At 63.9% G+C, this 13,723-nt stretch carries 15 protein-coding genes; 5 read left to right on the top strand and 10 right to left on the bottom strand.

The annotated features are described in order from the left end of the window. Positions 1-19: 19 nt before the first annotated feature. The 5 genes from V1277_RS02845 to V1277_RS02825 all read right to left on the bottom strand — a co-directional run bounded on the left by V1277_RS02845 (position 20) and on the right by V1277_RS02825 (position 5,065). Complete coding sequence (locus V1277_RS02845; protein WP_334414927.1) at positions 20-1,087, bottom strand: threonine aldolase family protein; 1,068 nt, start codon at positions 1,085-1,087, stop codon at positions 20-22. Positions 1,088-1,128: 41 nt separating this feature from the next. Beyond that, the gene (locus tag V1277_RS02840; RefSeq protein WP_334414926.1) at positions 1,129-2,274 is read right to left on the bottom strand and encodes an alpha-hydroxy acid oxidase; all 1,146 of its coding nucleotides are present in this window, start codon (positions 2,272-2,274) and stop codon (positions 1,129-1,131) included. A gap of 117 nt (positions 2,275-2,391) precedes the next feature. After that, the gene (gene rpsD, locus V1277_RS02835; RefSeq protein ID WP_334374345.1) at positions 2,392-3,009 is read right to left on the bottom strand and encodes a 30S ribosomal protein S4; all 618 of its coding nucleotides are present in this window, start codon (positions 3,007-3,009) and stop codon (positions 2,392-2,394) included. Positions 3,010-3,305: 296 nt separating this feature from the next. Continuing rightward, entirely contained in the window at positions 3,306-4,085 is a 780-nt protein-coding gene (locus tag V1277_RS02830; protein ID WP_334414925.1) for an acyltransferase, read from the bottom strand. 200 nt (positions 4,086-4,285) lie between these two features. Further along, positions 4,286-5,065 carry an HpcH/HpaI aldolase family protein gene (locus V1277_RS02825; protein WP_334493375.1) on the bottom strand — a complete coding sequence of 260 codons (780 nt, stop codon included), beginning with the start codon at positions 5,063-5,065 and terminating at the stop codon, positions 4,286-4,288. A 266-nt stretch (positions 5,066-5,331) separates the two neighbouring features. Between V1277_RS02825 and V1277_RS02820 the strand changes: the two genes are divergently transcribed. Next, the gene (locus tag V1277_RS02820; protein WP_334363599.1) at positions 5,332-5,802 is read left to right on the top strand and encodes a GlcG/HbpS family heme-binding protein; all 471 of its coding nucleotides are present in this window, start codon (positions 5,332-5,334) and stop codon (positions 5,800-5,802) included. Between the two features lie 48 nt (positions 5,803-5,850). On the opposite strand, the gene murI is transcribed toward V1277_RS02820, so the two are convergent. Then, a complete protein-coding gene (gene murI, locus V1277_RS02815; RefSeq protein ID WP_334414923.1) occupies positions 5,851-6,639 on the bottom strand; it encodes a glutamate racemase in 789 nt (262 codons plus the stop codon). A gap of 171 nt (positions 6,640-6,810) precedes the next feature. Beyond that, on the bottom strand, positions 6,811-7,209 hold the full coding sequence (locus V1277_RS02810) for a RidA family protein (protein WP_334414922.1): 399 nt from the start codon (positions 7,207-7,209) through the stop codon (positions 6,811-6,813). 160 nt (positions 7,210-7,369) lie between these two features. Here V1277_RS02810 and V1277_RS02805 point away from each other — a divergent pair, with 160 nt between their 5' ends. After that, positions 7,370-7,966: a TetR/AcrR family transcriptional regulator gene (locus tag V1277_RS02805; protein ID WP_334414921.1), complete on the top strand. Its 597-nt coding sequence runs from the start codon at positions 7,370-7,372 to the stop codon at positions 7,964-7,966. A gap of 28 nt (positions 7,967-7,994) precedes the next feature. On the opposite strand, the gene purB is transcribed toward V1277_RS02805, so the two are convergent. The 3 genes from purB to V1277_RS02790 all read right to left on the bottom strand — a co-directional run bounded on the left by purB (position 7,995) and on the right by V1277_RS02790 (position 11,460). Continuing rightward, positions 7,995-9,302 carry an adenylosuccinate lyase gene (purB, locus tag V1277_RS02800; protein WP_334414920.1) on the bottom strand — a complete coding sequence of 436 codons (1,308 nt, stop codon included), beginning with the start codon at positions 9,300-9,302 and terminating at the stop codon, positions 7,995-7,997. Positions 9,303-9,436: 134 nt separating this feature from the next. Further along, on the bottom strand, positions 9,437-10,090 hold the full coding sequence (locus V1277_RS02795; protein ID WP_334363590.1) for a response regulator transcription factor: 654 nt from the start codon (positions 10,088-10,090) through the stop codon (positions 9,437-9,439). Next, a complete protein-coding gene (locus tag V1277_RS02790) occupies positions 10,090-11,460 on the bottom strand; it encodes a histidine kinase (RefSeq protein ID WP_334414919.1) in 1,371 nt (456 codons plus the stop codon). Before V1277_RS02790 ends, V1277_RS02795 begins: the two co-directional genes overlap by 1 nt. Positions 11,461-11,664: 204 nt before the next feature. On the opposite strand from V1277_RS02790, the gene V1277_RS02785 reads away from it, so the two are divergent. From V1277_RS02785 to V1277_RS02775, 3 genes are read left to right on the top strand one after another with little or no spacing between them, the layout of a single operon-like run. Beyond that, positions 11,665-12,432: a MotA/TolQ/ExbB proton channel family protein gene (locus V1277_RS02785; RefSeq protein WP_334414918.1), complete on the top strand. Its 768-nt coding sequence runs from the start codon at positions 11,665-11,667 to the stop codon at positions 12,430-12,432. Continuing rightward, positions 12,429-13,103 (top strand): hypothetical protein, encoded by a 675-nt coding sequence (locus V1277_RS02780; protein ID WP_334414917.1) that lies wholly within the window; start codon positions 12,429-12,431, stop codon positions 13,101-13,103. The genes V1277_RS02785 and V1277_RS02780 overlap by 4 nt, the downstream gene beginning before the upstream one ends. Next, complete coding sequence (locus tag V1277_RS02775) at positions 13,096-13,704, top strand: hypothetical protein (RefSeq protein WP_334414916.1); 609 nt, start codon at positions 13,096-13,098, stop codon at positions 13,702-13,704. The genes V1277_RS02780 and V1277_RS02775 overlap by 8 nt, the downstream gene beginning before the upstream one ends. Positions 13,705-13,723 lie beyond the last annotated feature (19 nt).

Raw genomic sequence — 13,723 nt, 5'->3', positions numbered from 1 at the left:
GGCTTCCGGCTGACGCTTCTCACGCCCCGCGCACGATCTCGCGCACCAGCCCAACCGTCTCCACGATCATCGCGGCGCTGACGTCGAGATGCGTGCAGGCGCGGATGCGGCCGTCCATCATCGCGAGCAGCACGCCGCGTTTGCGCAAGGCCTCGACCATTTTGTCGCCAGCGATGCCGGCTCTGTCAGGCTTGAAGAACACCAGGTTGGTCTCGGGCTCTTGCACCTCGATGCCCTCGATCTGCGACAGCCCCCGCGCCAGCGCACGCGCATTGGCGTGATCGTCGGCGAGGCGGTCGACGTGATGGTCGAGCGCATAGACGCAGGCCGCGGCGCAAATGCCGGCCTGCCGCATCGAGCCGCCGAGGCGCTGCTTCCAGCGCCAGACGTCGTCGATGAAGGCGCGCGAGCCCGCAATCACGCCGCCGATCGGCGCACCGAGGCCTTTTGAAAAATCGATCCAGGCCGAATCCCAGCCCGCGGCCATGTCGCGCGCCGATATTTTCGTGGCGACGCAAGCGTTCAACAGCCGCGCGCCATCCATATGGGTGATCAGCCCATGGGCCTTGGCGATCTCGACGATTTCATCCAGCGCCGTCTTCTTCCAGATCGTGCCGCCGCCGATATTGGCGGTTTGCTCGACGCTGACGACGGTCTGCGGCGGCTGGTAGCGCGAGCGCGGGTGCAGCGCGGCGCGGAACGTTTCGGGCGTGAATTGCCCGTCATCGCCCGGCAGCGCCGTGATCTGGAATCCGCCCAGCGCCGCATGCGCGCCGCCCTCGCGGGCGATGATGTGCGCGCTGGCATGGGCGAGGATTTCGTCGCCCGGCCGGCAATGGGCGAGGGTGGCTGAGACGTTGCACATGGTGCCTGACGGCATGAACACGGCGGCTTCCTTGCCGAGCAGGTCAGCGACGCGCTCGCAAAGTAAATTCACGGTCGGATCGTCGCCGATCTGCTCGTCGCCGACTTCCGCCCGCGCCATCGCCTCCCGCATCGCGGGCGTCGGTCGCGTCTGCGTGTCCGACAGCAAATTGATGCGGATGGGATCGGCCTTGGGATCGCGCGGGGCAGGGGTGTAGTGCATGGCAGTTTCTCGTCTCTTTTGACTTGATGGCGGGACAGAAATTATCTGAACCGCAGATTTTCGCGAGAGAGCTGATTGATCGCAGTACATCCCATCAGCTTCATTCCCCGCTCGAGTTCCGACCGCATCAGATCGAGCGCCCGCTCGACGCCGGCCTGGCCGGCCGCCGCGAGAGGATAGAGATAATAGCGGCCAACGCCTACGGCCTTGGCTCCAAGCGACAACGCCTTCAAGACATGGGTGCCCCGCTGAATTCCGCCGTCCATGATCACGTCAATTCGATCGCCGACGGCATCCACGATTTCGGCCAATTGATCGAATGGCGCGCGCGAACCGTCCAACTGCCGGCCGCCATGATTGGACAGCACGATGCCGGTGCAACCGATCTCGACGGCGCGCCTGGCGTCCGCCACCGACATGACACCCTTCAGGCAGAATTGCCCGTTCCATAGCCCGACCATTTCAGCCACATCGTCCCAGTTCATGGAAGGGTCCAGCATCTCGGTAAAATATTTGGAGATCGACAGCGCGCCGCTGCCCATGTCGACGTGCTGTTCCAGTTGCGGAAGCTTAAACCGCTCATGCGTGAGATAATTGATGCCCCAGGCCGGCTTGATCCCGAACTGGTACATCCCGGCAAGCGTCAGCCGAAATGGAATCGAAAAGCCGGTGCGCTTGTCGCGCTCGCGGTTGCCCCCCGTGATGCTGTCCACGGTGAGCATCATTACCTGGACGCCGGCTTCTTTCGCGCGTTGCATCATCGCGCGGTTGAGACCGCGATCCCGGTGATAGTAGAATTGATAAACTTGCGGCGTGTCGTGCGCCTTGCGCAGCTCCTCGAGGCTTACCGTGCCGAGCGAAGATACGCCGAACATCGTGCCGTACTTCGCCGCAGCGGCGGCGACGGCGCGCTCGCCGGTATGGTGGAATAGGCGTTGCAGTGCGGTCGGAGAGCAATAGATCGGCATCGCGAGCTTCTGGCCCAGGACCGTCACCGACATATCGATGTTTTCGACGCCGCGCAGGACGTTGGGTACCAGGTCACAGCGCTCGAAACTTGCGGTGTTCCGGCGATGGGTCACCTCGTCGTCAGCCGCGCCATCGATGTAATCGAAGATAGGGCCGGGCAGCCGTCGTCGGGCCAGCCTGCGGAAGTCATGAAAGTTGTGGCAGTCGCGCAAGCGCATGTTGGATCCGCATTGATTCAGCCCACGGCGAGGTTCGGCGTTGAGACGACGCCATACTCGCATACAAAAAGGCCCCGGCAAAACCGGGGCCTTTGATATCTCGTAACTGAAAACCGATCAGCGCGAATAGAATTCGACGATCAGGTGCGGCTCCATCTGCACTGCGAACGGCACGTCCGACAGCGCGGGGATGCGGGTGAACTTCGCCATCATCTTGGAGTGATCGGTCTCGATGAAGTCGGGCACATCGCGCTCGCCGAGTTGGCTTGCTTCCAGAACGGGAGTGAGCTGCTTGGAGGATTCCTTGACCTCGACGACGTCGCCGGGCTTGAGCTTGTAGCTCGGAATGTTGACGCGGCGGCCGTTCACCTTGATGTGGCCGTGGTTGATGAACTGCCGCGCGGCGAACATCGTCGCGACGAACTTGGCGCGATAGACCACGGTGTCGAGACGGCGCTCGAGGAGGCCGATCAGGTTTTCACCGGTGTCGCCCTTCATCCGGCCGGCCTCGACATAGATGCCGTGGAACTGACGCTCGGAAATGTTGGCGTAGTAACCTTTAAGCTTCTGCTTGGCGCGGAGTTGGACGCCGAAGTCGGACAGCTTGCCCTTGCGGCGCTGGCCGTGCTGGCCGGGGCCGTATTCCCGGCGGTTCACGGGGCTCTTCGGGCGGCCCCAGATGTTCTGGCCCATACGGCGATCGATCTTGTATTTCGCCTCACTGCGCTTTGTCATCGCGTCCTCTGCTTAAGAGTTTGAGTTTTGAGGAAACGCGCCCTCCTGTGCACCGGGGTTGCCGGGGCCGACAGGTCCGCCTCGAAAGCTCGGGGAGGACCACGGGTCGCGAAACGCATCGCGGGCCGAAACCGGCCCGCGAGCAAGCGGGTTCTTAGGGAGAAACCGCCGTTCTGTCAACGAAAAGGGCCCTTACTGAGACCGTCATTCCGGGGCGATGCGCAGCATCGAACCCGGAATCTCGAGATTCCGGGTCTGGTCCTTCGGACCATCCCGGAATGACGGCCAAGAGGCCGTCACGTCGCCACCGCCCGGACCGGTTTGGGCTCGGTTTGCTGCCGATTGGCCCGCAATTCGGCTGATATTTCGCGGTTCAGCACCTGTTCCAGCCGATTGAGGGCCCTGGCCATCGGGGCGGCATCGGTAATCCGGTGATCCCAGCGCAACACCACATCGATGGTTTGGTCGGGCTTTTCCACCCCATAGCTCAGGACAAAGGGCCCGGGGCTGATGGCATGGAGCTGGCCCGCGCCATAGGCGGCCACGGAGGTGACCCCAAAACTACCGAAATAATTGGCCCGCTGGCGGCCGAAATTCAACCCGACCGCCCAGAACAGCCGCCGCAGCGGCAGCGGCAGCCGCGTGGTTCGCAGGATCTTCCGGAACGCCGGCACCTCGTCGATCGCCGCCACCTTGGCGTGCCGGATCAGGGCGTCGACTTCGGCAAGCGGCATTTCGTCGGGCGCGGCGACCTTTTGCGGCAGCACGCAATCCTGGCCGTCCTCGACCCGGGCGATCGCCACCATGGCGACGCTGCGCGGCAGTTCGTAGAAGGCCGGCATCGGCCATTTGACGTAGAGGGTGCGCAGGATCGGCTGTTCCTTGGCCACCAGCGCGAACGCTTTGACGAAAATCGCGGCCCAGCCCGGCCGCTGGGCGGCCTGCGCGCGGGCTTCCTGCAGGGCTCGGATATGAAGCGGGCGCGAGAGCGAAACAAAGGGCACGCGGTTCGAGGCGTGCATGAGGTCGGCGACCAGACGGCGCGGTAGTGTGATTTTTCGAACCGTTCCGCGCATCGCTCCGCCCGCGTTTCCGCAATAGATCAATCAAAAAGCCGGCAGGCCGCCCCGGCAACCTGCCAGCACCTCATCTAGCACGAACAAGGCGTTTTGACGCCAGAAGGTTCGTATCCGGATTGCCCCGGGTGGGCGGCGCCGTGCCCCGAGGGATCCCGTAAACCCCGAGAACTTTGAAGGGCTTGCCGCCGTCTCGGCACCTATCGCTTGATCCCTTCAAAGCTTGCCGCGATGCCGCGCTGGAACAGCGACCAGTCGAAGCCGAGCGCCAGCGCGACGTAGCCGCGGTCGATCATCTTGTTGGCTTGCTCGGCCGTGCGCGCGACGCCGCCGATTGGTACGCCACTCCTAAGGATGCCTTCCTCGGCGCGCTTCATCAGCGCCACCACCTCGGGATCATCCGGCAGGCCGCGCTTATTGATGGAGGTGGCGAGATCGCCGGGGCCGATCACGGCGACATCGATGCCAGGCGTCGCCATGATCTCGTCAATGCGCTCGACCGCTTCGACATGCTCGACGGTGACCATGCAGATCATGTCGTCGTCGGCGGTGGCCATGTAATCCGCCATCGACACGCCCCAGCGGAACGGCGCATGGAACGGGCCCCATAGCCGGTCGCCGTGCGGCGGATAGCGCACGCTGCGCACGGCTTTTTCGGCAGCCGCGCGGCTGCAGATCATCGGAAAGTTGATGCCGAGCGCACCAATGTCCATCGGTGCTTTCGCCAGCCACGGCTCGTTGGCGGCAATCCGCACCATTGGCACGCAGGGCGTGCCCGAGGTGGCGGTAATCATCGCATGCGCCGAGCCGAGATCGATCGGGCCGTGCTCGAGATCGACGATGATAAAGTCGATCCCCGAACGCGCCATGATCTGCACGGTCTGGATCGAGGGAATGGTCGCGATCGCGCCGAAGGTCGGACGTCCCTCGCGCCATAGCTGGCGGAGGCGGTTCAGCGGCGCAGGCTTCGCGGAGGTCACGGCGGGGAAACTCCCTGATGAAATGAGCGAGTCATCATTCGGCAGGGAGACCATAGGGTTAAATTCACGCCGTATCGAGCCACGCCGTATCGAGCCACATCGTTTTTAACGCAGCCCATTCGCCATGCCACGATTCCTATGCAAGCGTAATTCAGCTCGATCGCTTGGCTGGCAGCAAATTGTAGCGTTTTCGATCTGATTGACCGATCGACGTTTTCGTCCGTCCCGGTATAGTTCCCCTGCACAATAAACCTAGGGAGGAGACAATGATGAGGACAATTCTGGTCGCCGCTGCACTCGTCGCCCTTGCCACCGGCGCATCTGCTCAGGACAAGCGCCCTGACTACGGCACGGCGGTCAATGCCGCGGGCGCAAAGAAGATCGCAGCCGGCGTCCTTGCCGAATGCCAGAAGAACGGCTGGAACGTGGCTGTCGCTGTGGTCGATAATCACGGATTCCTCGTGTACTTCGAACGAATGGACAACACGCAGACGGGCAGCATGGACATCGCCGTCGGTAAGGCGAGGTCCGCCGCAACCTATCGGCGCCCGACACGCGTTTTCATGGAGGCGATCAACAAGGGCGGGCCGGCCACGGCCACACTTCCCGGTGTCTTCGCCTCGCCGGGCGGATTGCCGATCATGGTCGATGGCAAAGTCACTGGCGGCGTGGGAGTGAGCGGCGTCACCGGCGACCAGGACGAGCAATGCGCGAAGGCCGGACTCGGGACTACATAAGGAATTGCATCCTGCACTCCAGCGTACCGTGACGCGCGCCCAGGCGACCTACGCCGGGACGCGCCCGCCGAAAAACGGCATCAGCGCCCGGCTCAGCGCGTGCGGCCGCTTGGACGTGAAGATGATCTCGGCCCCGGCCTCATTGCTTTCCCGGCCTGGTGACGCCAGTAGCTCGGACACGCGTCGGGCGATGGCGGGCGCCGGGTCGATCCAGTCGACCGGCCAGGGTGCGAGCTTGGTCAGGCGGTCGAGCAACAGCGGAAAATGGGTGCAGGCCAGCACGACGGTGTCGGTGCGATCCTTGCCGCTGCCGACAAAGCAGGGGGCGAGCTCCGCCGCAATATCCTCGTCGCGCACGTCGTTGCCGTTGAGTGCGGCTTCGGCCAGCGAAGCGAGTTCTGCCGATCCCACCAGCGTCACTTCGCAGCCTTGCGCGAAGTCGTCGATCAGGCGCCTGGTGTATTCGCGTTTGACGGTGCCCTTGGTGCCGAGCACCGACACGCGCTTGGTCTTCGAGCTGGCGCAGGCCGGCTTGATCGCAGGCACGGTGCCGACGAACGGCACGCTATAGGCGTTGCGCAGGTGCGACATCACGAGCGTGGAAGCAGTGTTGCAGGCAATCACCACCAGGACAGGGACGTGACGTGCGAGCAGCTCACCGACTAGCGGGACCACGCGGGCGATAATCTGATCCTCACCGTGATGGCCGTAGGGGAAGAACGCGTCGTCGGCGACATAGAGGTAGTGCGCGTCGGGCCGGGTGCGGACGATCTCGCGCAGGACCGTGAGGCCGCCAAGGCCGGAGTCGAAGACGAGGATTTTCGGCGGGGATGACACGCTGCGACCTTAGCCGATTTGCGGTTACCGTCAGGTTGCTTCGAGGGTGCCGGCGGGAGTCACGGCGGTTGCGACAATTTGGAACCATCTGAATCGGCTTGGCAAGGCCGGAAAACTGCTGGGGTGGCTACCCAGGACGTCCTGCAAGCGGGGACGCTCGCCGCCAATCGGTCAGGTGGATTGAGGAAGTCGCGCGATGACTTTGATTTCAAAATCGAAGCCCGCTAGCCAGTTCACGCCCACCGCAGTCCAGTTCGGATAGGGCGGTTCACCGATCTCCTTCAGGCGAACTGCATTGACCGCCTCCCACTGTGCGGCCGGATTGGTATGGAACGTGGTCACGTCAACGACGTCGTCAAATGTGCAACCGGCAGACTTCAGCACGGCCGAGAGATTGTCGAAGGCAAGCTGGACCTGCTTTTCGAAGACCGGCTCGGGCGACCCGTCATCGCGGCTGCCGACTTGGCCCGAGACGAACAGAAGATCGCCCGAGCGGATCGCCGCCGAATAACGGTTGATCTCGTAGAGCGCCTGCCGGCCGGCAGGGAAGATTGCATCGCGTTTGGCCATGACGTCACTCCTGTTCAAAGGCAAGCCAGACCTCCACGGGTCCGGCTGTTTGCATCCTACTCGAGCGATAAATTGACATACGCTCCGTATGTTTCTATAAATTACATACGCGGCGTATGTCAACTAGCATACGGAGCGTATGTAATTTGCGGAGATAGCGGTGGCCGCGAAGCGACGCGCACAGATGGTGGAGGAAACCCGGGCCAAGCTCATCCAGGCCGCCCGTAAGGCCTTCGCGACCAAAGGCTATGCGGCGGCGTCGATGGACGATTTAACCGCCGAGGCCGGCCTAACGCGCGGCGCGCTCTATCACACCTTCGGCGACAAGAAGGGTCTGCTGCAGGCCGTGATCGAGCAGATCGACGCGGAAATGGTGGCGCGAATGCGCGCTGTACAAGATCAGGCGGAGACCCGGTGGCTCGGCTTTCTCGCCGAGGGCGTCGCCTATATCGAGATGGCGCTGGAGCCGGAGATCCAGCGCATCATGCTGCTAGACGGGCCGGCCGTGCTCGGCGATCCATCGCTATGGCCCAATCAGACTGCGTGTCTTCGCTCGACGACGCAAACGATCCAGGCGCTTATCGACGAAGGAACGGTGAGGCCGATGGATGCGGAAGCTGCCGCGCGGCTGATCAATGGAGCGGCGCTCAACGCCTCGCTCTGGATTGCCGCAACCGACGATCCGCACGCCGTCTTTGCAAAGGCTGTCGAGGCTTTCCGATATCTCGCGGTCGGTTTGCTGCAGACCGAGAGATGACCGTCAAGCGTTCGGACGGCGTGCGTTGTCAGCTCTCGCCGAACACGCGCCTGAAGATCGTATCGACGTGCTTGAAGTGATAGCCGAGGTCGAACTGCTCCTCGATTTCGGCATCGCTCAGGTGCTTCTTCACGTCGGGGTCTTTTTTCAGCAGCGTCTGGAAATCGCCTTCGCCGCGCCAGACCGGCATGGCGTTGCGCTGGACGTATTTGTAGGCGTCCTCGCGGCTGGCGCCCTTCTGCGTCAGCGCGATCAGCAGCCGCTGCGAATGCACGAGACCGCCGAGGCGGTCGAGGTTCTTCTGCATGTTGGCGGGATAGATCAGGAGCTTCTCGATCAGGCCGGCAAGCCGCATCAGCGCGAAGTCCAGCGTCACGGTGGCATCCGGCCCGATCATGCGTTCGGCCGAGGAGTGCGAGATGTCGCGCTCGTGCCAAAGCGCCACGTTTTCCATCGCCGGCATCGCATAGGCGCGCACCATGCGCGACAGGCCGGTGAGATTTTCCGACAGCACCGGGTTGCGCTTGTGCGGCATCGCCGACGAGCCCTTCTGGCCCTCGGAGAAGAACTCTTCGGCTTCCAGTACCTCAGTGCGCTGCAGGTGCCGGATTTCGATGGCGAGCCGCTCGACCGAAGAGGCGATTACGCCAAGCGTTGCAAAATACATGGCGTGACGGTCGCGCGGGATCACCTGGGTCGAGATCGGCTCCGGCTCCAGCCCCATCGCTTTCGCGACGTGCTCTTCGACGCGCGGGTCGATCTGCGCAAAAGTGCCGACGGCGCCCGAAATCGCGCAGGTCGCAACTTCCTTGCGGGCGGCGACCAACCGCTCCCGTGCGCGGGAGAATTCCGCGTAGGCAAAAGCGAGCTTGAGCCCGAACGTCACCGGCTCGGCATGGATGCCATGGGAGCGCCCGATGGTCGGCGTCATCTTGTGCTCGAAGGCGCGCTTCTTCAGCGCGGCCAGGACCTTGTCGAGGTCTGATATCAAGAGGTCGGCGGCGCGGGTGAGCTGCACGTTGAGGCAGGTGTCGAGCACGTCGGAGGACGTCATGCCCTGGTGGACAAAGCGGGCCTCCGGGCCAATGATTTCGGCCAGATGGGTCAGGAAGGCGATGACGTCGTGCTTGGTCTCGCGCTCGATCTCGTCGATCCGCGCCACGTCGAAGGTCGCATGCTTGGCCTTGGCCCAGATCGTCTTCGCCGCCTCCCTGGGGATCACGCCGAGTTCGGCCTGCGCATCAGCCGCATGCGCCTCGATCTCGAACCAGATCTTGAAGCGGGTCTGCGGCTCCCAGATGGAGGCCATTTCCGGGCGGGTATAGCGGGGGATCATCGAAGACTCCGAAGCGGGCAGGCGAGGCGCGCGAGGCGGCTCCCGGCCGATTTGTTTTTACGCCGTGCTTTAGCAAATCGTTCCGGGGGAGGCCACCCGTACGGTGGCCGCGAGCGGGGAAAACCGGGCCGCCGCTACAGGCTGGCCAGTCCGCATTCCACAGCCAGGCGGACAAGCTGCGCATCCGTCCGCATGCCGGTCTTGGTCTTGATCAGGTAGTGGTAGTTCTGCACGGTCTTGATGCTGAGATTGAGGTTCGAGGCGATCTGCTCGGTGGTTGCGCCGGCGGCCAATTGCCTGAGGATCTCGATTTCCCGCTCGCCGAGTTGATCGAGCAGCGATCCCGAGGGGGAGAGGCTTTCCAGCGCCAGCACGCGGGCGATGTCGTCGCTCATCGCTTGTTCGCCGCGGACAAGCGAACGGATCGCCCGGATCAGCGCTGATGGGTCGGAGCCCTTGGTGACGTAGCCGTTCGCGCCGGCATTGAAGGCGGCCTTCACCTGCGCCGCCTCGCAATGCATGCTGAAGACGAGAATGCGCGTATCGGAGGAGCGGGCGCGAATGTTCCTGATCGCCTCGAGCCCGCTGGCACCCGGCATCGATATATCCATGACCACGACGTCAGGAGCGTGCGCCTTGAACGCGCGATAGGCGTCGGCGGCGTTTTCGGCCTCGGCCACCACCTGGAAATCGTCCTGGTGCTCCAGCACGCGCCGGTAGCCTTGCCGGACCACGGGATGGTCGTCGACGAGCAGGATCGAAATGCCTTTGGTCTGCGACGCGGTCATCAGGCTGCAAGCGGGATCGTGGCGGCCACGCTTACCCCGCGGTTCGCGTCCGCGATCGACAGCGAGCCGCCGAGCGCGGCGACCCTCTCGCGAATGCCGGTCAGGCCGAAGCCGGGAGAGCGGGCCAGTTTGGCCGCATCGCCGCCGCCATCGTCCTCGACGTGGACCAGCAGCGCGTTTTCCGCGCCGGTGCGCCGCTCGATCCGCAGCACGATCACCCGCGCCGAACTGTGCCGCAAGGAATTGGTCAGGCACTCCTGGGCGACCCGATAGGCGGTCGCAGCGACGGCGCCGCGGACGTCGGCGAGATCGCCCTTGAGATCGAGCTGGATCATCGGCTGCGTCGCATTCCGCGAGCGCCAGCTATCGACGAGATCGACGAGGCAGGCTTCGAGCCCGAGTTCCTCGGCGGGCGGATGGCGCAGGCGGTTCAAGGTATCGCGCAGGCACGCCATGATGCGATGGGTGGCTTGCGAGATCATCCGCGCGTCCTGCGCGACCTCGCCTCTCGCCGTTTCCCGCGCGCTGGTTGCTTCGATCGTGTTGGCGAAAGCGAGGATCGCCGTCAGGTTCTGTCCGAATTCATCATGTAGTTCACGGGCAAGCGCCCGCCGCTCGTCGCTGCGGATTTCGAGCAGGCGCCGGGTCAGCGCGGCGCGTTCCTCCATGGACTGCGCGAGGCGGTCGCCGAGATCGCCGACGGCCTGTCCGATCATGGCAAGTTCCATCGATCGGAAGCGGGGCAGCGACGTGCTGTATTGCCCGCGCGCCATCCGCTGCAGCGCGGCGACGATCTGCTGCGCCGGCGCAAGCGTATGCGCAATCGCAAGTGAAGCAAGCAGCGCGATCGCCACCGCCATCAGCAGGGCGACGTGGATGTTGTCGAGGATGTGCTGCCAGGCGAGTGCGATGGCCGCATTTGGATCGGCGGCGGCCGAGACGCTGCCTGCATTGGCCGCGCGGGTGCTGATCGGCCGGACGACCGCGGCATGATCCCCAAGCAGTGTCTGCACGGTGGCCGCGAACCAGCGCGGCGGAGCTTGGCCGATTCCCTTGCTCTGTCCGCAGAGCGGCTTCTCGAACGCGCCCGCCGGCTCGAGCCGGACGCAGATGCCCGGCGAGATCAGCCCCATCGTTTCGATGGTGCGCCATTCCGGCACCGGCAGCAGTTGCTCGCGCATTCTGTTGCTGCGCAACATCAATTCGCGCCAGTAGAGCGCTTCCAACGCCACCGAGACACGCTCGGCGGAAGCGGCCGTGGCACGATCGACGCTGCGATGCGCGTCGATCGTTGCCCAGATAGTCGCCGCTCCCAGGCACAGGATGACCACGAGAAACAAGCGGGCGACGAGCTGAAGCACGAGGCGCATGCGATCACTCCCGAACGTGCGGATAAGCGTAACAGCACCGCCAACCCATGCCAATGCAGTGGGTTCTAATTCGGGAAAATTTCCCAACCAACCGTGGGCATATGTCTTTGGACGCGGTCGTGACCGCTGATCTATCAAAGCCAAGGGACGTGTTTGCAGGCGGCCTTCCGGCCGCGGCGCGCCATTCCAGGGAGCTGACGCAGCATGAGTGCAACGGCTGGCGGGAAGACCGCATCATCCGGCGCGGATACGTCGGAACGCAGCGTTCTCCTGCTATGGATGATCTTCACCGGGCTCTCCGTTTTTGCCGTGGTCGTCCTATGGCGATACGGTCTGCTCCATCTCATGGTCATTTCAGACCGCACCTACATTTCGAGCGTCATTGCCGTCCTCTATATCGTCACTTGCTTCCATTGCTTCTGGCGGACGCGCGCGATCGCGCGGGAGGGCGAGATCACGCGACGCTGCCGCGCGATCCTGTCGGTTCCGGGCGGCGCAAGGGGGCTGGACGAGGATGCACGCGCCTTGCCGGGCGGGCTGGTGACGGATCACATCCGCAGCCTGGTGCAGAAGGCGAGGGCGCAGGCTGCCGGGCGCATCGACCAGACGCTGCTGCTCCGCTCACTCGCCGACCGGCTGCGTGGCTCCAACGGATTTGGTGCGTTCGTGTCCGACACGCTGATGAAGCTCGGGCTGCTCGGCACCATCATCGGCTTCATCATCATGCTGGCGCCGATCGCCACGCTCGATGCGGCCGACAAGGTCGCGATGAAATCATCGATGGGTCTGATGAGCGACGGCATGGCGGTGGCCATGTACACGACGCTGGCCGGCCTGATCGGATCTATCCTCGTGAAGATCCAGTACTACATGCTGGATGCCGCGACCCAGCGGGTGTTTTCCGATGCCGTCATGCTGACCGAGACGCACGTCACCCCGGCGCTGGAGCGCCATCCTGGAACGCCGGCATGATGGATGATTTCGGTCTCTATCCGCGCGAGGAGGCCTTCGATCCGCTCGGCGTCATGCTGTTCAAGGCGCTTCAGGTGATTGCGTTCCTGTTCTTCCTGGCGCTGCTCGCAGTCTCGCCGGACGCGAAGGACGGCAAAATCGATTCCAAGGCCGAGTTCATCATCACGATGGACTGGCCGGACAATCATCCCGACGATCTCGACCTGTTCGTGCAGGATCCTGCCGGCAACATCGCTTGGTATCGCCACCGCGAAGCCGGTTTCCTCACGCTCGACCGCGACGACCGCGGCGGCGCCAACAATTTCATCGTCGTCAACGGCAAGAAGATTGCGTCGCCGATCAGGGAAGAGATCGTCACCGTGCGCGGCATCGTCGCCGGTGAATACACCGTCAACGTCTCGCACTTTCAGGCGACGACCGGCCAGCCCGTCGCGGTGAGCGTGAAAGTCCAAAAACTCAATCCGACCGCGCAGGTGATCTTCGACAACAAGCTGACGCTCGACCACACCGGCGAGGAACAGACCGCGCTGCGCTTCTGGCTCGATGCCGAAGGCAAGGTGCTCGACGTCCAGCAACGGCAGAAGTCGCTGATGGAGACCTTCCGCAACGTCCGTGCCAATGGCGCGGATCTCGATCCGAAAACCGGCGTCAGGATGCCGCGTCGTGAGTAGCCTGCAATCGGTCGTCCTCACGCTCTCTCTCAGTTACGCGCTGATCGGCGCGCTGTTGCTGATTGTCCTGGTCTATGCGCGCTTGCCCTGGTCAGCCAAGGCAGTCGCTGTGGTGGTGACGAGCGCGTTCTACATTGCGAGCTTCACGGGTGTGCGCGGCCTGTTGGGGTGGGCCAGCATCGACAGGCTGCCCGCAAGCTTCAAGCTGTTGCAGGTCCGGATCGTGGAGCCGCACTCGCTGGAAGGCGACCCGGGCTCGATCTATCTTTGGGTCGAAACGCTCGACGACGGCAACCGGCCGAGCGGTGTGCCAAGGGCCTTTCGCATTCCCTATAGCGACAAGCTCGCGCAGAAGACCGACAAGGCGGCCAGTGAGATCGCCGCCGGCCGCCCGCAGGGCGGTCGCGCCGCTGATTTTGGCGATGGCGGGGGCCGCCTGCTCGAGGCCGCCCGGGAATACATCATGCCCACGGCGATCATCGATACGTCGGGAGGCGATCCCTCCACGGGCGGGGGATTGGCCGCCGTGCCCCGCGACGGCGACGGAGTGTCGTTTGCGCCGCTGCTCCCGCCGCGGATGCCGCCCAAGGACGAGCAGTAGGCTTGGGACGGTGAAGCGG

The sequence above is a fragment of the Bradyrhizobium sp. AZCC 1588 genome, assembly GCF_036924735.1.
GTDB lineage: Bacteria > Pseudomonadota > Alphaproteobacteria > Rhizobiales > Xanthobacteraceae > Bradyrhizobium.
This window is presented reverse-complemented; position numbering and strand designations above follow the sequence as displayed.